General features: G+C 63.9%; 22 protein-coding genes and 1 pseudogene. 10 read left to right on the top strand and 13 right to left on the bottom strand.

All coding sequences use genetic code 11. The annotated features are described in order from the left end of the window. Positions 1-66: 66 nt before the first annotated feature. From JQ592_RS27000 to JQ592_RS26975, 6 genes are all read right to left on the bottom strand, one after another. Positions 67-1,665, bottom strand: coding sequence for a hypothetical protein (locus JQ592_RS27000; protein WP_211405806.1), 1,599 nt, complete (start codon positions 1,663-1,665; stop codon positions 67-69). 10 nt (positions 1,666-1,675) lie between these two features. Continuing rightward, positions 1,676-2,881, bottom strand: a complete 1,206-nt coding sequence (locus tag JQ592_RS26995) for a CHAT domain-containing protein (protein ID WP_211405805.1) — start codon at positions 2,879-2,881, stop codon at positions 1,676-1,678. 396 nt (positions 2,882-3,277) lie between these two features. Continuing rightward, entirely contained in the window at positions 3,278-4,051 is a 774-nt protein-coding gene (locus tag JQ592_RS26990) for an SDR family NAD(P)-dependent oxidoreductase (RefSeq protein ID WP_211405804.1), read from the bottom strand. Between the two features lie 52 nt (positions 4,052-4,103). Further along, positions 4,104-4,502 carry a (R)-mandelonitrile lyase gene (locus tag JQ592_RS26985; RefSeq protein ID WP_211405820.1) on the bottom strand — a complete coding sequence of 133 codons (399 nt, stop codon included), beginning with the start codon at positions 4,500-4,502 and terminating at the stop codon, positions 4,104-4,106. Positions 4,503-4,626: 124 nt separating this feature from the next. Further along, entirely contained in the window at positions 4,627-5,406 is a 780-nt protein-coding gene (locus JQ592_RS26980; RefSeq protein ID WP_211405803.1) for a carboxymuconolactone decarboxylase family protein, read from the bottom strand. Next, complete coding sequence (locus JQ592_RS26975; protein WP_211405802.1) at positions 5,403-6,611, bottom strand: arabinose transporter; 1,209 nt, start codon at positions 6,609-6,611, stop codon at positions 5,403-5,405. Before JQ592_RS26975 ends, JQ592_RS26980 begins: the two co-directional genes overlap by 4 nt. Before the next feature lie 107 nt (positions 6,612-6,718). Here JQ592_RS26975 and JQ592_RS26970 point away from each other — a divergent pair. Then, positions 6,719-7,616 (top strand): annotated as a pseudogene (locus JQ592_RS26970) (LysR family transcriptional regulator). A gap of 57 nt (positions 7,617-7,673) precedes the next feature. Here JQ592_RS26970 and JQ592_RS26965 read toward each other — a convergent pair. Further along, positions 7,674-8,231 (bottom strand): MarR family winged helix-turn-helix transcriptional regulator, encoded by a 558-nt coding sequence (locus JQ592_RS26965; protein WP_211405801.1) that lies wholly within the window; start codon positions 8,229-8,231, stop codon positions 7,674-7,676. Between the two features lie 362 nt (positions 8,232-8,593). Continuing rightward, positions 8,594-8,893: a hypothetical protein gene (locus tag JQ592_RS26960; RefSeq protein ID WP_211405800.1), complete on the bottom strand. Its 300-nt coding sequence runs from the start codon at positions 8,891-8,893 to the stop codon at positions 8,594-8,596. A 362-nt stretch (positions 8,894-9,255) separates the two neighbouring features. Here JQ592_RS26960 and JQ592_RS26955 point away from each other — a divergent pair, with 362 nt between their 5' ends. Then, complete coding sequence (locus JQ592_RS26955; protein ID WP_211405799.1) at positions 9,256-10,794, top strand: FAD-dependent monooxygenase; 1,539 nt, start codon at positions 9,256-9,258, stop codon at positions 10,792-10,794. On the opposite strand, the gene JQ592_RS26950 is transcribed toward JQ592_RS26955, so the two are convergent. From JQ592_RS26950 to JQ592_RS26935, 4 genes are all read right to left on the bottom strand, one after another. Further along, positions 10,786-11,136 carry a YunG family protein gene (locus JQ592_RS26950; protein WP_211405798.1) on the bottom strand — a complete coding sequence of 117 codons (351 nt, stop codon included), beginning with the start codon at positions 11,134-11,136 and terminating at the stop codon, positions 10,786-10,788. The genes JQ592_RS26955 and JQ592_RS26950 overlap by 9 nt on opposite strands. A gap of 368 nt (positions 11,137-11,504) precedes the next feature. Continuing rightward, the gene (locus JQ592_RS26945; protein ID WP_211405797.1) at positions 11,505-12,593 is read right to left on the bottom strand and encodes a TRAP transporter substrate-binding protein; all 1,089 of its coding nucleotides are present in this window, start codon (positions 12,591-12,593) and stop codon (positions 11,505-11,507) included. A gap of 201 nt (positions 12,594-12,794) precedes the next feature. Then, positions 12,795-13,931 (bottom strand): Mrp/NBP35 family ATP-binding protein, encoded by a 1,137-nt coding sequence (locus JQ592_RS26940; protein WP_211405796.1) that lies wholly within the window; start codon positions 13,929-13,931, stop codon positions 12,795-12,797. Between the two features lie 85 nt (positions 13,932-14,016). Beyond that, positions 14,017-14,466 carry a VOC family protein gene (locus JQ592_RS26935; protein WP_246820684.1) on the bottom strand — a complete coding sequence of 150 codons (450 nt, stop codon included), beginning with the start codon at positions 14,464-14,466 and terminating at the stop codon, positions 14,017-14,019. Positions 14,467-14,661: 195 nt separating this feature from the next. Here JQ592_RS26935 and JQ592_RS26930 point away from each other — a divergent pair, with 195 nt between their 5' ends. From JQ592_RS26930 to JQ592_RS26905, 6 genes are all read left to right on the top strand, one after another. After that, positions 14,662-15,534, top strand: coding sequence for an NAD(P)-dependent oxidoreductase (locus tag JQ592_RS26930; RefSeq protein WP_211405795.1), 873 nt, complete (start codon positions 14,662-14,664; stop codon positions 15,532-15,534). Positions 15,535-15,557: 23 nt separating this feature from the next. Continuing rightward, positions 15,558-16,835, top strand: a complete 1,278-nt coding sequence (gene nhaD / locus JQ592_RS26925) for a sodium:proton antiporter NhaD (RefSeq protein ID WP_211405794.1) — start codon at positions 15,558-15,560, stop codon at positions 16,833-16,835. A 139-nt stretch (positions 16,836-16,974) separates the two neighbouring features. Then, complete coding sequence (locus JQ592_RS26920) at positions 16,975-18,570, top strand: sensor histidine kinase (protein ID WP_211405793.1); 1,596 nt, start codon at positions 16,975-16,977, stop codon at positions 18,568-18,570. Positions 18,571-18,614: 44 nt separating this feature from the next. Next, entirely contained in the window at positions 18,615-18,818 is a 204-nt protein-coding gene (locus JQ592_RS26915; protein WP_211405792.1) for a DUF1289 domain-containing protein, read from the top strand. Positions 18,819-18,846: 28 nt separating this feature from the next. Then, positions 18,847-19,401 carry a TIGR02281 family clan AA aspartic protease gene (locus JQ592_RS26910; RefSeq protein ID WP_211405791.1) on the top strand — a complete coding sequence of 185 codons (555 nt, stop codon included), beginning with the start codon at positions 18,847-18,849 and terminating at the stop codon, positions 19,399-19,401. 166 nt (positions 19,402-19,567) lie between these two features. Continuing rightward, positions 19,568-20,236 carry an outer membrane protein gene (locus JQ592_RS26905; RefSeq protein WP_211405790.1) on the top strand — a complete coding sequence of 223 codons (669 nt, stop codon included), beginning with the start codon at positions 19,568-19,570 and terminating at the stop codon, positions 20,234-20,236. A 60-nt stretch (positions 20,237-20,296) separates the two neighbouring features. Here JQ592_RS26905 and dusA read toward each other — a convergent pair whose 3' ends face one another. Next, positions 20,297-21,313, bottom strand: coding sequence for a tRNA dihydrouridine(20/20a) synthase DusA (dusA, locus tag JQ592_RS26900; RefSeq protein WP_283816180.1), 1,017 nt, complete (start codon positions 21,311-21,313; stop codon positions 20,297-20,299). A 131-nt stretch (positions 21,314-21,444) separates the two neighbouring features. On the opposite strand from dusA, the gene JQ592_RS26895 reads away from it, so the two are divergent. Continuing rightward, on the top strand, positions 21,445-22,560 hold the full coding sequence (locus JQ592_RS26895) for a site-specific integrase (protein ID WP_211405819.1): 1,116 nt from the start codon (positions 21,445-21,447) through the stop codon (positions 22,558-22,560). Between the two features lie 2 nt (positions 22,561-22,562). Continuing rightward, on the top strand, positions 22,563-23,018 hold the full coding sequence (locus JQ592_RS26890; RefSeq protein ID WP_211405788.1) for a hypothetical protein: 456 nt from the start codon (positions 22,563-22,565) through the stop codon (positions 23,016-23,018). Positions 23,019-23,086: the final 68 nt, after the last annotated feature.

Below are 23,086 nucleotides of genomic sequence, written 5' to 3'. Positions count from 1 at the left end.
CTGTCCAGACGGTCTGCTTCGTCGCATCCTCATGTGCCGCACGGACCTTGCGGGCCCGGCGTGAAATCAAGACCTGAGCTGCGTGCTCGGCTGAGACGCCGGCACCGCCCATTCGAGCCGGTTGCCGTCAAGCGCCGACGACTTCCGGATCAGCTTGTTGGCCTCGATGTAGGCTTCCGCGGTCGACGGCACGAGATAGCCCATGACGAATCCGAGCACACCGAACAGCGCGATGGTGAAAGCGTATTGCAGCCAGGAGATATACGGCATGTTCAGGCCGAAATATCTGCTCACCAATGTGAATCCGATGAGAAGACAGAGCATGACGGACGCCATGACCACCGCATGGGTCGCGCCGTCCCTCAGCCTTGCCTCGTGATAGTCCAGTGAATCGGCTCTCAGCCGCACGTCGAGAAGAATGCTCAGGACCAGCGTATTGACCAGGAAGACCAGGGACACCAGCGAGCTCGCCGCAAGCGGATGACCGCTTGCCAGCCAGCCGGGCGCGATCGGGATCGCGCTGTAGGTGATCCAGAGCACGGCGTTGCCGAGCAAATAGGATAGCGCGCCGAAGACGATGTAGGAGCGCCAGGGTAAGGCATACAGCGAGGGACGCGCGAAATTCGTCGAGGCCTTCGGGTAGATCGCAAAGAAGATCGAGATCATCACGGCGACCGCATGTGCGGCGGAGGAGAGCCCACCGGTCAGCGAGTCGACCTCGTAATTCTTCGACAGGTCCATGAAGAACAGCGGTGCGACGGAGACCACGAAGTCGAGCACGAAGATGATCACCAGCGGCGCAAACGGCAGCGGCTGGGGGAGAACGGTCTGATACCCGAAGCTGGAGATCAGCTCCATGCGGGAATCGCGCCTGTCGACCACCGACAACGTCGCCTCGGCCAATCGACGCTGGTAGGCGACGCGCAGATCCTCGCATTCCTCGGAGATGAAATCGGAAATCTCGAGCACCAGCTCCAGCGCGTCCACGTCCGACACCGTGATGTCCTCCGTCAGCAGGAGGGCACGGGCCGATCGCCGCAGCATGCGCCGATATTGCCTTTCCATCTCGTCGAAGGCGGCTTTCCGGGCGCGGAAGAATCTCTTGAATCGCTTGTTGTTGCGCAGCTCGACGAAACTGGTGTGGAGGGAGGCGACCTGCTTGATCATGGTTGCGGCGCCGGGTGCGAGCACCTGGTCGTCGTCGTTGAGCGCCTTCTCGATCAGCCCGGCGGGAACGCCGTACCCTTCGAGCTCGCGCTGCAACTCGGGCCTTGCCCGCTCCGTCACCTTGATGGGTGACCGCGCGATGGCGACGATGACGGTCTCCACCACCTGCGGATAGCGTGCCAATGTCTGCATCATGCGCCGCAGGAAATCGATCACCCAGCCGAGCACCGGCAAATGGGGCGTCAGCACCATGAAGGCGATCGTCGCAGGGATCGCGACGACGAGGCCAGTTCCGCGCGACATCAGGATCGCAACGAAGAAATAGAACACCACCGCGATCGTGACGTAGGCGAAGACCGCGAAATAATAGCGATCGCGCATCACGGCAAAGCGGATGTCCGCGGTTTCGAAAGGTGCGTGGAAGTCGATCGCGCTGACGACGCAGATCGCAATCGCACCGAGGCCGAGAGCTACGATCGACGGGTCGAGGCCATGCATGGATGAAAACTCACTCCGATCCGGCCCGGTCCACGAAAATTTCTCCGTCGAGGCCGCGCATGTACAGAACCGGCGAAATCCATTCCGCGAATTGCCGCGCCTTCAATTCGGCCCGGGTATGCGCCAGCGCGGCCTGAATCGAAACGTTTTCCGCCAGATAGGTGTAGAACGTATCGGCGAAGGCGAGACCCATGTTGTCGCTGATCTCGAACTGCATGGCGATCACGGCGGGCACGCCGCCCTGAATGAGCTCGGCGGCGGTGCTCGAGAACAGAGAGCCCGGCTCGCCCTGCGCGCCGCTGCAGGAGTTCAGGACGACGAGACTCGGCGTTTGACCGGGCTGGGTCAGGAATTCTTTCAGCGAGTCGGCATAAAGCCTTTTCCCCTTCGGCCCGCCCTCTTCCTGGACCACGATAAAGCCCATCTGCCGCTCGGGATCATGGCCGCCATGGCCGATGAAGTGAAACAGGTCCCACCGCTTGCCTTCGTCTCCCCTCAGGAAGCGGCGGTTGAGATCCCGCGCCTTCGCCGAGGGGATCCACGACAGTTTCAGCCTCTTGCCATCGTTCAGCTCGCTCAACGCGTTCTTGATAGCGACCTGCTCGGCATCGACCTCGATCTCGTCCAGCGGCAATCCGTTCAGGACCTTGACCCGCGCAGCCATGCCGAGCATCCGTATCGGCCTTGCCGCGCTCACCCGGCGCTCCTCACCATAGTCGTCGACGGCCCGCATGAATGGCGTACTTTGCGACGTCGTCACGTAGAAGCGGTTCTTCTTGTCGTACATCGTCTCCCACGGCACGTAGGCGAGCGTGGGGTCGGTGACCCGCAGGCGGATCAGGAACGGCTGATCGTCCTTTCGCGCCGCCTGGGAACATTCCCGATAGAGCTCGAGGATCTTGCGCTGAAAGATGAACTCGAAGAGTTGCGATCCGATCTCCTGCACGATCCGTTCGTCCGACCCCGAGGTCAGACCTCCGGCAGCGTCACGGAGAGCGGGTCTCGCTTCATTACCGCCATTTGCCGCGGACGCATTCGCGTTGCGCGCGGCGGCGCACTGGAGGATCGCTTCCTGCAACGGCCTCAGATTCTGACGAAAGCTGGGCTTGAGCTTCTCGACTTCGATCTCGCGGCTCGATGAATTGTAGTCCGCGACGATGCGGCAATGACTTTCGCCACTATCTTCAATGGTCAGATTGAAAACCACTTTCGCCACGACGCAACCCTCAGCCGCGCAACAGCCGGCGCAAAAAACCTCACGCCTACTCAAAGTCTATACCGGACAGAAAAGCGCGCAACGGGCGAATCGAGCCGGCGCTGTTCTCCGCATCCTGCGGTGCCGGCATCCTGCCGGTCTGTTTTCCGTCCAGGACGCTCACCGTCCATGGTGGGCGCCCGATTGAAATCCAATCGAATGATCGTCAAAACGACGCGGAACCGTGGCTTGCGCGCCCAGCCGCGGCTGGCGCACCGCATCGCGGCCATCGGCGCAGAGCGAAAAGCCTGCCGGCTCCTGGGCTTTTTCTAGAGCCAATTCCCCGGCACGAATGTGAGCCGCTTCACACCTCCCGGTTTATTGATCCCGCGTGGTTTGGAGCGTGTGAATTGTAGGCTACGCCACCGGAAGCTGCACGCCCGTCAGCTCGCCCAGCCTGGCGATGAGCGCGTCCTGGAATGTCGGATCGGTCGCCTCACCGGCCGGCTGCTCCTGCCGGAGGTGATGCCAGTAGCGGCCGCTGACCATCGCGGCCGGGTCTTCGCTCACGGCGAGCCAGGACTGCGTACGCTGTCCGGTGTCGAGATCCACGGGGGCACCCGCACCGCCCATTCTGGTGCGCACCCAACCGGGATCGACCGCATTGCAGAGGACGTTCGGCCAGCGCCGTGCCAGCGCGCAGGCCAGCGCGACCGCGTGCAGCTTGCTCTCGGCATAGGCCTTCCCCGCATCCCAGCTTCGCTGGGTCCAGTCGAGGTCGCGCAATGAGCCCTCGCCGCCGCGATGCAGGCCGCTGCTGAGATAGACCAGCCGCTTCGGCCGCGCGATCAGGGCCGTCAGCAGGTACGGCGCCAGCGTGTTGATCGCCAGCGTGCCGGCATGGCCCTCCGCGGTCGGGCCGCGGCTGCGCTCGGTGTAGACGCCGGCATTGTGGATGATCGCGTCCATGCGTCCGATCGCGTTGACCTGGTCCGCGATGCCCTTCGTCTCCGCCGCGCTCCTGAGGTCGCCGATCACGATGCCCGCGGCATGCGCGGTGAAGTCCGCAACCGCGGCGGCGCGATCGGCCGATCGCGCGTGCAGCACCACGCGGTGTCCCTGATCGAGCAGCGATTGCGCCGCCGCCCGGCCAAGACCATCCGTGCTGCCGGTGATGAAGACGATCGCCATGCGCTGCTCCCTAGATCTGTCGCAGAGCGCAAACCCGATGCGGCTCTGCGCGCTATCCCCTGCGATATTGTTCGTCGCTGACCTTCTCCATCCAGTCAACGGTTTTGCCGCCGAGGGATTCCTGGATGGCGATGTGGGTCATCGCCGTCGTCGGCGAGGCCCCGTGCCAATGCTTCAGTCCCGGCGGAAACCACACGACGTCGCCGGGCCGGATCTCCTCGACCGGGCCGCCCTCCCGCTGCACCCAGCCAAGCCCGGCGGTGACGATCAGGGTCTGGCCGAGCGGATGCGTGTGCCAGGCGGTTCGGGCGCCCGGTTCAAATGTGACCTGACCGGCCGCCACGCGCGCGGGATCGGGCGCCTGGAACAGCGGATCGATGCGAACCGTTCCGGTGAACCAGTCGGCAGGTCCCTTCTGCGAGGGGCGCGATCCGTTCCTTTTGATGTCGATGTCGATGTCCATGTCAGGTTCCTTCTGTGCTTCGGCCGCAAGCGCCCGGCGAACTCCGATCGCAGCGGCGGCGCCGCCGATCAGCGCGGCCCTGCGTGTGACGTGAGGCATGGCCCGGCCTCCCTCAGTGCGGACGCTTCTCGATGACGTCCTTGACGATCGGCGCTGCGGAGAACGCGTTGGGCCAGCCGGCGTAGAAGGCGAGATGCCCGAGCACCTCGCCGGCCTCCTCACGCGTCAACCCGTTATCCATCGCCCGGTTCAAATGATATGTGATCTGCGCGACCTGGCCGGTCGCGATCAGCGCACTCACGGTGACGAGGCTGCGGTCGCGCGGCGCCAGCGCCGGCCGCAGCCACAGATCCCGGAACAGCACGTCGGTCGTGTATTGCACGAGGCTCGGCGTGATCTGTCCGAACTGCTCGCCGACCCGGCTCGCCCGCTGCTTCTCCGCAGCTTCGTCGAGCGCAAGCTGCGGCCCCGAGGCCGGCGGAAGCTGATCGGCCCCGATGTTGCGGCTCGTGAACGCGTCCCTCGCCGCCGGGATCGCCCCCATCGCATTCGCCCAGCCGGTGTAGAAGGCCAGATGCGTGATGATCTCGGAGATCTCGGACGGCTTCACGCCGCTGTCGAGCGCAAGACCGAGATAGGTCGGCAGCTCCACCGTCTGGTTGCGGGCAATGAGAGCGGCGACGGTGACGATGCTGCGGTCCCGAACCGAGAGGCCCGGCCGCTTCCAGAGATCGTCCTTGAGAACCTTCTGCGCATAGATTTCGAGCGCGGGCGCGACGGCGCGGATGTCTTCGGGCCTCGACATGAGATTGGCTCCTTGTACCTCGCTGGCGGCGGCCACGTCGCCGGCGAACAGGCAGAACGAAAACAGCGTGACTGCGAGCAGCTTCATCGCGGGGATCCTTCCAATGTTGCGGGGTGCACGATCAGCCACCAGGCGACGAGTGCGGCGCAGAGCACGGTCATGGCGCTGACGAGAAACACGACATTGAGCCGCACTCCAATCGCGATCAGTCCGAGCGCAGGGCTTGCGAGCCCTTGCGCAAGGTCCAGGAAGGCGGTGTAGGCGCCCATGGCGAGGCCGCGGCTCTGCGCGGGAACGCGGCGCACGGCTTCGACGCCGAAGCCGGGATACACCAGCGAGAAGCCGAAGCCGGTCAGCGCCGCACCGGCGAGCGCCATCTCGGGCCGCGCGGCGAGCCAGATCAGCGCCTGCCCGACGGCTTCGATCAGCGCGCAGACCAGCGCGACCTTTGCGCCGCCGACTGCGTCGGCCACATGACTGAAGAACACCCGCGCCAGGATGAATGCGACAGCGTAGGCGCTGTAGGCGAGCCAGCCGTTCGCCCATCCACGGTTCGCGAACAGCAGAGCGACGAACGTCGTCACCGCACCGAAGCCGACGCTGCCGAGTGCCGAGCCGAAACCCGGCACCCACACCGAGCCGACGACCTGAACGAACGAAAGACGCGCCTGGTGCACCGGCGCGACCACGGGAAGCGGCGCGACGAGCAGCAGCGTCAGCAGCGGCGCCACCGCCGTCGCGGCCGCGATCGCGGCAAATCCATAAGCAGCATAGAGCGCGGAGCCCGCGGGCGCGCCGATCGCGAAGGCCGCGAACATCGCCGACCCCACCCGGGCGATGACCTTGCCCGTGCTGCGGCCGTCGGCAAGCGCAAGTCCCCAACTCACGGCAGCGGTGATGACGAAGCTCTCGGCCGCACCCAACAGCCCGCGCCCGAGCAGGAGTATCGCGACCGAGATCAGCGGCGCCTGGGTCAACCCCAGCGACGCCAGGTACAGCAGTCCGGACATCGCAGCCGCAAGCAGACCGACGACCACGCCGCGCTTGGCTCCGCGTCGATCCGAAAATTGACCCGCCCATGGCCGCGACACCAGCGAGGCCGCGAATTGACTGCCGGCGACGAGGCCGACCACGAAGGTGCCGAGGCCCAGCCCATCATGGACGTGAAGCGGAAGCACGGGCATCGCAACGCCGATGACGAGGAAGGCCACGAAGACCACGCCCATGATCGGCAGCAAGGCTGCGGCCCCGCGAGGGCCCGCGAGCGGCTCCTGCATCGTTGTTGCCGACATGTCGCCCTCGGCTCCTGCTTGGTTGGATGGCTGAGCCGAACCTAGAGCTTCCGCGCTCCCCTGATTAGGTGATAGATTTCGAATGCAGTCATTAGCTGGACTAATTAATGAACCGGGACGACGCCGGCGATCTTCTCGCCTTCCTCGCGGTGGCGCGCGAACGCAGCTTCACGCGCGCGGCGGCCAAGCTCGGCATGACGCAGTCCGCGCTCAGCCAGATCATCCGGAACCTGGAGGAACGGCTCGGCATGCGGCTGCTCAACCGGACGACGCGGAGCGTCACACCGACCCAGGCCGGAGAACGCCTGTTCGCAAGCATCGCTCCCAAGTTCAGCGAGATGGACGCTGACCTCGCCGCGCTCAGCGAGCTCAGGGAGAAGCCGGCCGGGACCGTGCGGTTGACCGCGACCGAATATGCGGCATCCGAAATCGTGCTGCCCGCACTGGCAAAGCTCCTTCCGAAATACCCCGACATCCATGTCGAGATCGTCATCGACTACGGTCTCACCAACATCGTGGCGCAGCAGGTCGATGCCGGGATTCGTCCCGGCGAACTCGTGGCCAAGGACATGATCGCGGTGCGCGTCAGCCCCGACCTTCGCATGGCCGTGGTCGGCTCGCCCTCCTACTTCGCCGCACGCAAGCGCCCGAGGGTCCCGCAGGATCTGACGCATCACAACTGCCTCAACCTGCGCCTGCCGACCCATGGCGGCAGCCTGTACGCGTGGGAGTTCGAGAAAGGCGGCCGCGAACTCAATGTGCGTCGACGGACAGCTCGTCTTCAACAGCGCCGGCCTTCTGCTGGACGGAGCGCTCAAAGGCCTTGGCCTAGCCTACCTCACGGAGGGACACGTGCAGCCCTACCTGTCCAGCGGCAAGCTGGTCAGGGTGTTATCGGACTGGTGTCCGCCGTTTTCGGGCTATCATTTGTACTATCCGAGCCGCCGCCAACCCTCGCCGGCCTTTTCGCTCCTGGTCGAGGCGCTCCGCTACCGCGGGAAATAGCAGCTGCTTTCATGCCCTTCGCCAAAAGGCCTTTCGGGCCTCCTGCAGCTGACCTCTCTAGCTCCGTCCCTCGAAATAGGCGCAAAGCAGGGTCGTGTCTTTCTGGGCGATGGCTTTCCGAAAGAACTGGCACCTGAAATGCCGGTCCTTCCCCTCTCCCCTCTCGATCAGGAACACGCATTCAGTACAAACGTCGGCATGATGGCGGCGCTTGCCAACATCGAGCCCGACCAGGACGCGGCGAAGCGTATCGCGCAGCTGAGATCGATCGGTGACATCAAGTGCCATAAGCCGATCTCGCAGAGCGTTCATCGGATCGTGCTCGAGGAATCTCTCGCCTGCTCCCGTGAGACAGAGCGCAATCGAGCGCTTGTCCTCTGCAACGGGCTTGCGGACCATCAACCCCTTGCTCTGCAGCACGGCGGCAATCTGCGATGCGGCGCTGCGGGTCGTGCCCAGGAAGCCGGCAAGTGCGCTCGGCGTCCGCGAAAACCTGTTTGCGCGGGCGAGATAGCGCAAGGCCATCCATTCCCGATCACTCAGCCCCGAAAGACTGCCGTCAAAAAGCCAACTGTCGGCCGATTGCACGAGGAGCTGTAGAATCTCAATTGCCATTGTCACTGATAAGTCCCCAGGGCAACGGCCGTCGTGGCATCTCGATCCGGGATCGAGAGCCGCCGCATTCGATGAAGGTTGAATTCCCGTCGGGACTAGTGGGTCCGGTATACCGTCCCATGAAGCCGGAACGGCGGTGGTGATACCGCCGCGACTTCAGCCCGATTGCAGGATTCCGATAGCCTGATCGTTCCGCGAAAGGAACACCGAAAAACTACGTACCGCGCTCACGTCGAGATGGCGGGCATCAGGTCCCGCGCGCCCGAATAGAACGATTGAAGTCGCACCGGGCAAGAGGGAGGAAGTTGCCTCGCTCCTGAAGGCTCGCGGCACGCGTAGCCTGAAGGATGAACCCGGCAGGCTCAATGCCCTGTGCGATTGTCCTGTTGCTCATCGGGACACCATCGCGCGATCAGGAAGGTGCCACCAGTCACAACAGCAAACAGGCCTGCCACGACAAGGATACTCGTGGACAGTGCGATCAAGCCGCGCTCAAAGGCGCTGATCGCGGCGGTGCCAAAGGTCATCCAGCATCCCGTCGCCACCACGTTCGACACGGCCTGCACGACCGCGCACCGCGTCACCGGCTGATAGTTCAGAAACCGCAACAGCAGCGGGCCGCCCCCGAATGCAAGCGCGAAGGCCCAGACGACAATCAACATTGGCAAGTCGAGAAGACTGTTCAAAATGGGGGACAAGACGAGCACCCTGAAGCATGCAGGGTTTGACGTCCCGGGCTGCGAAGAGGTTCAAGCATCACAGGAGCTGATATTGGCTCGCAAGAGAGGCCCGTTGACGCGGCCGCGATCAAGCAGCTAAATTGACCACGTCGGAAAAGGCAGACTTGGTCTGGTAAGCCCAAGTCCTTTCGGTAACGAAAGCTCTGGTCTTTGGCCTCAGGCCTGAGATCCCCGCGACGAACACGATCGCTGTTGAGGCGATCACACGTTCGTCCGTGAGATCTCAAATCTGGGAAACGCTCCGGTCGAACATCGACAGTCGAATATCGACAACGGAGCATTTTATGAAGCCCTCCCACACGATTCCCTATGACGTGATCATCGCCGGCGCCGGACCCGTCGGCCTGTTTCTGGCCTGTGAGCTGCGGCTTGCCGGCTGTTCGGTGCTGGTGCTGGAGAAAGCGCAAGACCCTCACTCGCCGCTGAAGAGCCTGCCGTTTGGTTTGCGCGGCCTTTCGGTGCCGACCATCGAGAGCTTCGACCGCCGCGGCCTGCTGGATGATCTGAAAGCTCGCGCGGCAAGCCGCGACACACCGGCAGCTGCCCACTGGATGCAACAGCAGCGTCGCCCGGGCGGCCATTTCGCCGGCATCCAGTTCTTCCACGACCAGATCGACAGCACGCAATGGCCGTACCGCCTGCCCGGCCCGATCACCAACATGGCAGCTGACATGGCTGGCATCGAGGATGTCCTTGCGATCCGCGCCGAGGCGCTGGGTGCAGAGATCCGGCGCGGCTGCAGCGTCGAGGCCTTCACGCAATCGATCGATGGCGTAGCCGTCGAGTTGGCTGGCGCAACGGTCATCGGCCGCTGGCTCGTAGGCTGCGACGGCGGACGCAGCAGCGTGCGAAAGGCGGCCGGCATCGGCTTCACCGGCACCGAGCCGGAGTTCACCGGCTATTCAGTGCAGGTCGAGCTGGCCGATCCGAGTGCGCTTAGGCCGGGCCGCCATTACACGCCTTCGGGCATGTACACATTTGCGGCGCCCGGAACGATCGCGATGGTCGATTTCGACGGCGGCGCCGCGCATCGCACCGAACCGCAGCGCGAGCATCTCGAGGCGGTGCTGCGCAAGGTCTCAGGCATCGATGTAGAGGTGACTGCTCTCCCGCTCGCCACCACCTGGACCGACCGTGCCTATCAGGCAACCGACTATCGCAAAGGCCGCATCTTGCTCGCGGGCGACGCCGCACACATCCATTCGCCGCTGGGCGGCCAGGGCCTCAACCTCGGCCTCGGGGATGCCATGAATCTTGGATGGAAGCTCGCGGCGACCATTCGTGGCGATGCGTCGGCCCTCCTGCTCGACAGCTATTTGGCCGAGCGACATCCGGTGGGCGCAAAAGTCCTCGACTGGTCACGCGCCCAGGTCGCGCTCATGCGTCCCAGCAGGAGTTCGCGCGCTCTCGCAGCAATCGTTCGCGATCTGATCGACACACCCGACGGCGCGACCTACTTCGCCGAACGCGTCTGGGGCGTCTCTCTCCGCTATGACCTTGGCGCTGGCCATCCTCTGGTGGGTCGAAGTGCGCCCGACTTCAAATTCGCCGACGGGACAAGACTGAGCGAGCGCCTCAGAACCGGAAAAGGATTGTTGCTGGATTTTGGCGCCTGCTCTTCGCTTCAAGCGCTTGCGAGCCGTTTGGACGGCCGGATCAACTATGTTGCGCAAGACGCGAAGGATCGATTGGGCCTGACCGCCTTGCTCGTGCGCCCCGATGGCGTCGTGGCCTGGGCGAGCGAAGAAGCTTCGGACAGTGAGGAAATGTCTCAAGCCACCGCGCGATGGTTCGGTGAGCCCGATGCGCTGGCCCTAACCTGACTGCGGTCGATGCCTCTGAAACGCGGCCCTGAGTTCTGCCAGTTGATCGCCTGTTGCGCCCAACTCCGCCTCGGCTCGATTGGTCGGCACGTCCGCGTAAGCGATCGGCTGATCGAACTGGCTCGCCGTGAAGTCAAACCTCTGCCCTCGGATCCGGTTGTAGAAATGGTCGCCGGCCGGCAGCGGCGTCTTCAGCAAGTCACCGCCAAAGAGTTCGTGGATCAGCAGTGACGTGACGTTGCATTGCCCCGCGGCCGGGTTATTCGCTGTCCATTGGCTGGCCGTCGACGGCGACCATGCCTTGCTCAGCGCGCGTTGAAGGTCATCGGGATCGAAGTTCATCGTCATCGCCCGGATCAGCGTCGAAGCGAAAATTTCGGATTATACGATTATCGCTTTCTACCACTGTTTTGCCCGACGAGTCAAAGCGGCCTCGCCGCTCGGCGCGCCGATGTCATTCCGGTCGCCGTCAGGCAAAATCGCCGCGTCGGCACCGGCTGCGGCATGATTGCCCGGTCCCGCTGATTTGCCCCAACATGTCAGACGATTAGCCCCATGAACCGGGCAACGTGCTTTCACCCCATTTCTACTGTGCATGGGGTTGTTTTCGACATTTTTTGTTTCGCACCGTCGGATGCGCCCGCAGCAAAGAAAAAGCCCGGCCTCTTCCGGAGGCCGGGCTTTCCGGTTTGTGCGACTCTTTCGAACGATCAGCCGCGGGTGCGCGAGCGGATCATGAAGCTGTCGTAGGTGTATTCCGCGACCTGCCACCACAGATATTCGTCGGAGCGGTAGGCCTGCATGGCGTCGATCGACTTCTTGAAGTCGGCGTTCTTGCCCGAGATCTCCGCCCACAATTCGTTGGTCGCCTTGAGGCAGGCTTCCAGCACCTCGTTGGTGAAGGGACGAAGCTGCGTGCCGCCGGCAACCAGTCGCTTCAGCGCCGCCGGGTTCTGCATGTCGTAGCGCGCGGCCATCCAGCTGTTGGCGTTGGCCATCGCGTTGGTGAGGATCGCCTGGTAGTTCTTCGGCAGCGAATTCCACTTGTCGAGGTTGGTGAAGGCGTGGACCATCGGACCGCCTTCCCAGAAGCCCGGATAGTAGTAGTACTTGGCGACCTTGGCGAAGCCGAGCTTCTCGTCATCGTAGGGGCCGACCCATTCGGCGCCGTCGATGGTGCCTTTTTCCAGCGCCGGATAGATGTCGCCGCCGGCGAGCTGCTGCGGCACCACGCCGACCTTCTGCAGCACCTGGCCGGCAATGCCGCCGATGCGCATCTTCAGGCCGGAGAGATCGGCAACGGTCTTGATTTCCTTGCGGAACCAGCCGCCCATCTGGGCGCCGGTGTTGCCGCAGGCGAAGCCGATCACGTTCGACTTCTTGAAGAACTCGTTGCCGAGCTCCATGCCGCCGCCCTGGTACCACCAGGAATTCTGCTGGCGCGCATTGAGGCCGAACGGCACCGAGGAGTAGATCGCATAGGTCGGGTCCTTGCCGACATAGTAGTACGAGACGGTGTGGCACATCTCGACCGTGCCGTTCGCGGTCGCGTCGAGCGCCTGGAGGCCGGGCACGATTTCGCCGGCGGCGAACACCTGGATCTGGAACTTGTTGTCGGTCATTTCGGCGACGTACTTCGCCACCTGCTCGCCGGCGCCATAGATGGTGTCGAGCGACTTCGGGAAGCTCGAGGTCAGGCGCCACTTGATCTCGGGCGAGGACTGCGCGATCGCCGGCGAGGCCACGGCGGTCGCCGCTGCGCCTGCTGCCGACACTTTGAGAAAATCACGACGCTTCATCTTCAGGTCTCTCCTTGCTGGGGCGTTTCCCCTTAACTTCTCTTTTGCCGCCGCTCATTCCGGCGACGCGTTGGGCCAGCGTCGATCCGAAGGGGCTTGACTGCCGTGGCCTTTAACACGGAAGGGGCGCTTTCGGAACGCGACAATGGCATGACGGGGCTCTACGAAAGTCGCATGTCCCGATGGACTGGCCTCGCCGCTTCAGGCCGCGGCGATGACGCCCTTGAGCTGGTCACGGACCTGTCCCGCAATGGCGCGGTAGATCGCCGCATGGGGACCGTCCGGCTCGCTGTCGACGACGGGATTGCCGGCGTCCGAGGTGGCGCGAATCGCCATGTGCAAGGGGATCTCGCCGAGGAACGGCACTCCCAGCTTGTCGGCCTCGTGCCGCGCCCCGCCATGGCCGAAGATGTCGGATTTCGTGCCACAATGCGGGCACTGGAAATAGCTCATGTTCTCGACGATGCCGAGCACGGGCACGTTGACCTTCCTGAACATCGCAAGCCCCCGCCGGGCGTCGATCAGGGACAGGTCCTGCGGCGTCGAGACGATCACGGCGCCCTTGAGCGGCACGTTCTGCGCCAGCGTGAGCTGGGCATCGCCGGTGCCGGGCGGCATGTCGACGACGAGCACGTCGAGCCGGCCCCATGCAACGTCGCGCAGCATCTGCGTCACCGCCGACATCACCATCGGCCCGCGCCAGATCATCGCGGTCTCCTCTTCCACCAGGAAGCCGATGGACATGATGGCAAGGCCGAAGCGCCGGAGCGGAATCATCTTGCGCTCGCCATCCAGTTCCGGCTTGTCGCGCAGACCGGTCAGCCGCGGGACCGAGGGGCCATAGATGTCGGCATCGAGCAGACCGACCTTGAGGCCGAGGTCGCGCAGGCCGAGCGCCAGATTGAGCGCGGTGGTCGACTTGCCGACGCCGCCCTTGCCCGAGGCGACCGCGATGACGGCGGCGACGCCCGGAATCTCCGACTGCCGCGCCATCGGCGACCCACCACCCTGCGGCGGCTTATGGGCATGGACCGGCTGCACGCCAGGCGTGCCGCGGCTCGGCTGCGGAGGTGGTGGGGGCGCGGAGCCCGGCTTGCGTTCGGCGGTCAGCGCCACCATCACGGTGGTGACGCCGGGAAGGCTGCGCACCGCGGCCTCGGCCTCGGCCCGGATGGGCTCCCAGGCCCGTGCTTCGGCGGCATCGACATTGATCGAGAAGAACACCTTGCCGTCGGACGCACTGATCGGGCTCAGTACATTGGCATTGGTGAGCGCAACCCCGCGCGGCGACTTGATCCGGGCGAGGCTGTCGAGAACCTGTTGCTGCGTCACGCTCAAAGCGCATCTCCCAAACGGGGCATGATCCGGTCAGATCATGCCCAAGGCTTCAGGATGCCCCATTAGAGCGGAAACGACCAAAAGGCTACTGCCTGCCGATATCGTCAGCCATCTCGGCGGGCGCGGCGCCCTGCTCCAGGGCCGCCTCGTAGTTCAGCTCGATCATGACCCCGTTGGGGTCGTGGACGAAGATCTGCCAGAGGTCGCCGCCGGGCACCTGGCGGGAGTCGAACTTCATCCCCTTGGACGTCAGCCGTTGCTTCATGCCGTCAAACCCGCGGCTGACGAAGGCGACATGGTGGACAACGCCGGAATCCGGCTTTTGTGGCTCCGAGGTCGGAGAAATATCGACGAGGTGCACCACCGGCTTGCCCTCGCTGTACATCCAGGCCCCCGGGAAGGCGAAATTCGGCCGGGCGCCTTTTTCCAGCCCCAGCACGTCTTCGTAGAAGCGGACCGTCTCGGCCAGATTCCGGGTCCGGATGTTGAAATGATCGAGGACGCCAACGCTCACGCCGCCCAAACCCACACCCATGTTTCGCTCCCTTGTTTTGAAGTTCTTGAGGTCCGCCATCCTAGCACAGGAGGGCGCCAAACGAAGCCGTTGCCCTCCGGCCTTAAGGGTTTATGGTGCGCCCGATCCGCTCCAGGGCGGAACCCCGAAGATGCCGCCTGGGCGCCCCCCGCCCGGCTACAACCGTAAAACCCAAACTACGGACAAGGTACCACAATGGCTAAAGTCGCTTTCCTCGGTCTCGGCGTGATGGGCTTCCCCATGGCCGGACACCTCGTGAAAAAAGGGGGCCATGAGGTCACCGTCTACAACCGCACCGCGGCCAAGGCGAAGGAATGGGCGGACAAGTTCGGCGGCAAGACCGCGGCGACCCCGAAGGCCGCCGCCGAGGGCCAGGATTTCGTGATGTGCTGCGTCGGCAACGACAACGACCTGCGCGCGGTCACGATCGGCGCCGATGGCGCGTTTGCCGGGATGAAGAAGGGCGCGACCTTCGTCGACCACACCACCGCTTCCGCCGAGGTCGCGCGCGAACTGGACGCGGCCGCCACCAAGGCCGGCTTCAAATTCATCGACGCGCCGGTTTCCGGCGGCCAGGCCGGCGCCGAGAACGGCGTGCTGACGGTGATGTGCGGCGGCGCTGAGGATGTCTATGCCAGCGCCGAGCCGATCATCACCGGCGCCTATGCGCGGATGTGCAAGCTGCTCGGGCCCGCCGGCTCCGGCCAGCTGACCAAGATGGTCAACCAGATCTGCATCGCCGGCCTCGTCCAGGGTCTCTCCGAGGGCATCCATTTCGCCAAGAAGAGCGGCCTCGACGTCGCCGCAGTGATCGAGACCATCTCGAAAGGCGCCGCGCAGTCCTGGCAGATGGAAAACCGCTACAAGACCATGAACGAGAACAAGTACGATTTCGGCTTCGCGGTCGAATGGATGCGCAAGGACCTCTCGATCGCGCTGGCCGAAGCCCGCCGCAACGGCGCCAATTTGCCCGTCACCGCGCTGGTCGACCAGTTCTACGCCGAGGTCGAGAAGATGGGCGGCAAGCGCTGGGATACGTCGAGCCTGCTCGCGCGCCTCAATCGCTGACACCTGACGATCTGAAAACGACCTTGCTGATCGCGATCGCCGCCATCTTCGTCCTCGCCTACGCGGCGATCGCGCTCGAGCACCCGCTTCGCGTCAACAAGAGCGCCTCCGCGCTGCTCGGCGCGGGGCTGCTGTGGAGCATCTACGCGATCGCAACGGGCGACCACGCGCTGGTCGGCCGCCAGCTCGACGAATCCGTCGCCTCCACCGCGCAGATCGTCTTCTTCCTGATCGGCGCCATGACGATCGTCGAGGTAATCGACGCCCATGACGGCTTCGAGGTCATCACCTCCTTGATCCGCACCACGAGCCAGGTCACGCTGATCTGGCTAATCGGCTTCGTCACGTTCTTCCTCAGCGCGATCCTGGACAATCTGACGACCACCATCGTCATGATCTCGCTGATCCAGAAGCTGATCGCCCGCCGCGACGACCGCCTGCTGTTCGCCTCCCTCATCGTCATCGCCGCCAATGCCGGCGGCGCCTGGACGGTGATCGGCGACGTCACTACGACAATGTTGTGGATCGGCGGTCAGATCTCGCCGCTCAAGATCATGAGCGCGGTGTTCCTGCCCTCGCTGCTCAATCTGCTCGTGCCGCTCGCGTTCATCAGCTTCTCGCTCAGGGGCAAGACCATCGCACCGCCGGCGAAAGACAACGGACTCCTGGCCGTCGCCCGGTTCGAGCGCAACCTGATGTTCTATCTCGGGCTCGGCACGCTGATCGCGGTGCCCGCGTTCAAGGCGGTCACGCATCTGGCGCCCTTCATGGGCATTCTGTTCGGGCTCGGCGTGCTCTGGCTGGTCGGCGAGATCATGCATCGCCACAAGGACGAGCACGTGCGCCAGCCGCTCACGCTGGTGCACGCGCTGGCACGGATCGACATGAGCTCGATCGTGTTCTTCGTCGGCATCCTGCTTGCGGTCGCCTGCCTCGAGCACGCCGGCCTGCTGTCGATGCTGGCGCGCTGGCTGGATACCGCGATCGGCCGCCAGGATCTCATCGTCGTCGTGCTCGGCCTGCTCAGCGCCATCATCGACAACGTGCCGCTGGTCGCCGCCACCATGGGCATGTACGACCTTGCGCATTATCCGCCGGACAGCTTCATCTGGGAGTTCATCGCCTATTGCGCCGGCACCGGCGGCTCGATCCTGATCATCGGTTCGGCCGCAGGCGTTGCCGCCATGGGCCTCGAGCGGATCGAGTTCCTCTGGTACGCCCGCCGCATCGCGCCTCCCGCACTGGCGGGCTATCTGGCGGGAGCTGCGGTCTACGTCGCCCAGCACGCGGCACTGCATTGACGGCGCGGGGCCGGCTCTAAAATTAACGCCGGGTTAACGTAATTCTTTAGCTCCTTAAGTCACCTCTTAAGGATTTCTTGCCAGAGATAGACAATGCAGAAGGCCCGCGCCCGGCGCGGGCAGGAATCGTTGTTGTTCGATGAGTAACCCCGCTGAAAAGCCTGAGGTAGTGCAGCTTCCGGCCGAGCCGGTGAGCGCTCCATCGGCGAGCAGCCGACGGGCTGCGGCGCAGCGGGTGCGCGAGGCGCGCGATAAGTTAACGTCGACCAGCGGAACCCGGCCGGCCTTCGACGCGGAGATGCTGCGCCAATATGCGCAGACGCGGTTGTCGGCCTCCTACGTCGTGATGCTGCTGGTCGTCGCCACTGGCGTGCTGTTCGGGTTGTGGATGCAGCCGATCCCGGCCGCGCTCTGGACCGTCGGCATGCTCTGCATCCACGGCGCGATGATCCGCAGTTGCCGGCGTTTCCTGGTCGAGCCGACCACGCCCGCGGCGACGCGCGCCTGGCGGACCCGCTTCGTCGTGCTCGACCTGCTCTATGGCCTGTGCTGGATGGCGATCCTGATCCATCCCGTGCTCGACATGGTCACGGAAACGCTGATGATGTTCCTGATGCTGCTGGTGATTGCAGTATCGAGCATGCTGGCCGCGAACTTGCCGATCGCCGCCCTTGCCGCCACCGCACCGGTCGCGGTCGCGATGGCGCTGAGCTTCGCGATGACCGGCTCGCTGGACAATTACATCCTGGCCGCGCTCGCGATCGCGGCCGAAGGCTATTTCGTGCTGCTGGCACATCGCCTACACTCCTCGACCTTCGCGACGCTCGAGGCGCGTGCCGAGAAGGACGCGCTGATCGGCGAACTGGAACAAGCCAAGGCGATCTCGGACGAAGCGCGCCACCGCGCCGAATCCGCCAACGTCGCCAAGTCGCGCTTCCTCGCGCAGATGAGCCACGAGCTGCGCACGCCTCTCAACGCCATCCTCGGCTTTTCCGAGGTGATGAAGAGCGAGATCTTTGGCGCGCATGCGGTGCCGGTCTACAAGGAGTACTCGGCGGACATCCATAATTCCGGCGTGCACCTGCTCAATCTCATCAACGAGATCCTCGATCTGTCGCGCATCGAGGCCGGCCGCTACGAGCTCAACGAGGAAGCGGTGTCGCTGGTCGGCATCGTCGCCGACTGCCATCATTTGATGAAGCTGCGCGCCTCCAGCCGCGGCATCACCATCCACGAGGTGTTCGAGCAGGCGATGCCGCGGCTCTGGGCGGATGAACGTGCGATCCGCCAGGTCGTGCTGAATCTGCTCTCCAACTCGATCAAGTTCACCCCGCAAGGCGGCGAAATCTGGCTCAAGGCCGGCTGGACCGCTTCGGGCGGACAATATCTCTCGGTGAAGGATACCGGCTCGGGTATCCCCGAGGACGAGATCCCGGTCGTGCTCGCCTCCTTCGGCCAGGGCTCCAACTCGATCAAGTCGGCCGAACAGGGCGCCGGCCTCGGCCTGCCGATCGCCAAGAACCTGATCGACCTGCATGGCGGCACGTTCACGCTGAAATCGAAGCTGCGCATCGGCACCGAGGTGATCGTCACCTTCCCGCCGGAGCGCGTGATGAGCGCGCTGGCGCCGCTGTCGGACGATTCTCCGCCGCTCCAGCCTGAAGGTTCCGTCGTGCCCGACGAGAAACGCCGTCCGCGCCACAAGCCGATCATGAGTGCGGGCACGGGCTCTTAACCAGATGCTTGCAGACATGCCCGACAATCCTCCACTATGTCCGAATGAGCAAAGAAACGCCGTGCGTCGCCGTTTGCATGATCGATCCCAAGACCAAGCTGTGCTTCGGCTGCGGCCGCACCTTGCCGGAGATCGCGCGCTGGCACGCCATGGAGAGCGCGGAACGGCTCTCGGTCATGGCGCTGTTGCCGGCCCGCATGGCGGACGCCGGTTTGCAGCCGATCGTGGGATCGCCGAAACGCACCTGATCGACCTGCGCGGTTGCGGAGGTGCGCAATGATCCGCTTCCTCCTCGTCCTCATCATGCTCGCCGGCACAGCCGGTGCCGTCGTCGCCTATGGCGACCCCGATCAGATCGCGCGCGCGAGCCACAAGGTCTCGCACATCTTCCGCGGACAGACCGCCACCCCGCCCCCCGCCGTGCAGATCCCGCGCGGCCAGGGCGGCGAATTCGCGCTGCGCGCGAAGATCAACGGCGTCGCCGCGCCGATGGTGATCGACACCGGCGCGACCTCCGTGGTGCTGACCTGGGAAACGGCGAAAGCGATCGGGCTGCCGCTCGAAATGCTCGAATACGACGTTGACCTCGAGACCGCGGGCGGCCACACCAAGGCGGCCCGGCTCACGCTCGATCGTCTCGCCGTCGGCCATCTCGTCGAGAAATCGGTGCCGGCCCTCGTCGTGCAGCGCGGCCAGATGAAGACCAATCTGCTCGGCATGAGCTTCCTGGACCGCCTGGAGAGCTGGGGCGTGCGCGCCGACAAGCTGATGCTCACGGGCTATCCCGAGCTGCAGAGCAGCCATCGCCGCTCGCGCACCGCGATCGACTGATCCTTCCATCCCAACCACGGTCATAGGCGGCCCGCCCGAATGCGCAGAGGTGTGGCATCTGCGCTATTTACAAACCGCCTGGTCGGTTTATAAACGTGACATTCCCGGATCGGGGTTGGACAAGCGCTGCTTCCCGCCGGAAGCGGCCAAGTGGGAGATTTGAGTCATGACTGCCAGAGCCGCCTTACGTCGCCTGATGCGCGCCCTGCCCTTTGCCGCGACGGTTGCCGCGGGCAGTGCCGGCGCCGCCGACCTGTCGCCGCGCTATGCGGCGCCCTCCGCCGCCTACACCGCACCGCAGCCGGTCTATTCGTGGACCGGCCTCTATGCAGGCCTCAACGCCGGCTATGGCGAGAGCGGCGACGATGCCTTCAACAACCTCGTCGGCGTGAGCGGCGGCAAGGTCAAGGGCGCCTTCGGCGGCGTGCAGATCGGCTACAACTATCAGCTCTCGCCGATGTTCGTGGTCGGCATCGAGAACGACTTCGAGGGTGGTGACATCAAGAACCACGATGCCCTCAACAGCGCAGCCGTCAGCATCCCCTGGTTCATGACTGGCCGCGCCCGCGCCGGCATCGCCACGATGGATTCACGGCTGTTGTTCTTCGGAACCGCGGGTCTTGCTGCGGGCGAATTGAAGGACGGCCCGATCAACAAGATGAAAATGGGCTGGACCGCAGGTGGCGGCGTCGAGTGGGCGTTCCTGCCCAAATGGTCGGCCAAGGCCGAGTATCTCTACACCGAGTTCAAGCACGACGATCTGCCGGACTGGAATGCCGCGAAATTCCACACCTTCCGCGTCGGCGTGAACTATCATTTCGACCTGTTCCGCTGATTGCGGATCGACTGAGGGGGCCGGATCTTCTGACCCGGCTCCTTCTTTGTATTAGCGCGGCTAAGCAGCGGCCTCCGCCGGCACGCGCGCACCAATGCGCGCGATCGCATCGCGCAGCACGTCGAGACCTGCGCCCGGCTTCACACCCTGCTCGGCGAGATGCCGGCGGAACGCACGTGCACCGGGAACGGCGTGGAATGCGCCGACGAAATGCCGCGTGATGGCGTGCAGCCGCGTGCCGCGCGCGAGTTGGTCCTCGATGTAGGGCATCATCGCCGCAAGCGCGTCCTGCATTGTCGCGTTCGGCGCCGGCGCGCCGAAAATTTCGTGATCGACCGCGAGCAGCCGCCAGGGCTCCTGATAGGCGGCGCGGCCCAGCATCACGCCGTCGACATGCGCTAGATGCGCCTTCGCCTCGTCGATATCAGGGATGCCGCCATTGATGATGACAGGCACGTCCGGCATTGCGCGCTTGAGACGATAGACGCGATCGTAATCAAGCGGCGGGATGTCGCGGTTCTCCTTTGGCGACAATCCATTGAGCCAGGCCTTTCGGGCGTGCACGATCAGCGCGTCGCAGCCGGACGCAACCACCGCGCGCGCGAGCGTATCGAGCGCCATTTCAGGATCCTGATCATCGATGCCGATACGGCATTTCACCGTGACGGGCACGGCAACCGCCCGCTTCATCACATCGACGCACCGCGCCACGAGCTCCGGCTCCGCCATCAGGCATGCGCCGAAGCGGCCGTCCTTCACGCGGTCGGACGGACAACCGACATTGAGATTGATCTCGTCATAGCCGAACTCCTCGCCGATCCGCGCGGCCCGCGCTAGCTCGCGCGGATCCGAGCCGCCGAGCTGAAGCGCCACCGGGTGCTCGATTGCATCGAACCCGAGCAGCCGCTCCCGGTCGCCGTGGATGACGGCGCCGGTCGTCAGCATCTCCGTATAGAGCAGCGTCCGTCGGGTGAGGTGACGGTGGAACACCCGGCAATGCCGGTCAGTCCAGTCCATCATGGGGGCTACACTAAATCTAGAAGGACTAAATTTAGATAAATTTCCCTTATATAACAACGATATAACTCCAGCACACCATCAAATCGGCAGCTTGATCACCTACTATATGTAGACTATCCTTGACCGACTTTGACTGTTTTTCTCGGTTTGGTACGACAATGTCGTACTCAAAAAGGAATGTCGTACCGATGGGGACCATAGTTGCTCGCCGCCGTAAAGATGGCACCACTGGCTACACGGCCCAAGTCCTTAAGAAAAGGGGCGGCAAAGTCGTGCTGCGGGAGGCGCAGACGTTTGACCGCAGGGCGGCGGCTGATTCTTGGATCAAGAAGCGCGAGACGGAACTGGCCGTTCCTGGGGCAATCGAGCGAGCTGGGTCCAAACGGGTCACGCTCGCGCAGGCGATCGATCGCTATACGGACGAAAGCCTGAAGAAGATCGGCCGCACCAAAGCGCAAGTTCTCAAGTCCATCAAGGAATACGACATCGCAAACATGGATTGCGAGAAGGTCGGGAGCGACGACATCGTAGCGTTTGCGAAAGAGCTGGGAGCTGATGGGAGCCGCACCCCAGCAACGGTTGCAAATTATCTCAGCCACCTTGGCGCCGTCTTCGCCGTCGCCGCCCCTGCATGGAAGTACCCGCTAAACCCGCAGGCCATGGCGGACGCCTTCACGGTCACGGGTCGTTTGGGGCTTACTGGGAAATCCAAACAGCGCAACCGTAGGCCGTCCTTGGACGAACTCGACTTGATCATGGCGCACTTCGGAGATCGGACGCGACGGCGGCGGGAATCCTCGCCAATGGACCGCATCACCGCGTTTGCCATCTTCTCGACGCGACGGCAGGAAGAAATCACTCGAATGGAGTGGGCCGATTTCGACGAGTCGCATTCGCGGGTACTCGTTCGCGACATGAAGCATCCAGGCCAGAAGATCGGCAACGATACATGGTGCGATCTGCCGGCGCCCGCACTTGCCATCGTAAGGGCGATGCCTCGCGTCGATGATCGGATCTTCCCCTACTCGACTGACGCGATCGGTGCTGCGTTCACGCGGGGTTGCCTGTTTCTCGGGATCAACACCGAAGATATGCCCGACGAAGAACGACTTCACTTCCACGACCTACGCCACGACGGCATCTCCCGTCTCTTTGAAACCGGGCTCAACATCCCGCATGTCGCGGCCGTCTCAGGGCATCGATCATGGACGAGCCTCAAGCGGTACACACACCTCCGGCAGACCGGCGACAAATACGCCGGTTGGAAGTGGCTTCCCATTGTCTCAATGCCAATGAGCGCCTGACGATGTCCCCCCTCCCCGATCTGGTCGCTTCGGAAATCACGGACCTGACTACGTTCTTCATATCGACGGGCAACGTCGCAGCGGCGTGGCGGGCTTACAGCCTTGCACGTCAGCACTCGCGCGCCGTGCCACATGTAATCCAGGCAGAGATCGACCGTTTCGCGGCAGGTCTCGCGGATGTTGCCGCACAAGCCATGCGTGCCGGAGTTGACGCGGCTCATCCCATCACATTCCGCCCCGAAGAACTTGGCGCAATCTGGCGAGGCGACGGGAAGGCCGATCCGATCGGTGCGTTCCAACGAGATTGGCGGAATCTTTCCATCGGCGCAGCGGTTGCCCGCCAAATCGAAAACGGAAAGAAGGTCGGCGCCGCTATCGAAGCTGTCGCGGAATCGTTGCCGTACCTCAACAGCGAGACGGTGCGTAAGGCTTGGCAAAAGTTTCAGCGCAACGGATAGCGACGGACCATCCGTCGATTTTGGGGTAAGGTCCGTCGGCTTCCTTTTACCTCGCAATTGAGTGGTAG

The organism is Bradyrhizobium iriomotense (genome assembly GCF_018129405.1).
GTDB classification, from domain to species: Bacteria; Pseudomonadota; Alphaproteobacteria; order Rhizobiales; family Xanthobacteraceae; genus Bradyrhizobium; species Bradyrhizobium iriomotense_B.
Note: the sequence above shows the minus strand (reverse complement) of the source record. Positions and strands in the feature narration are given on the sequence as shown.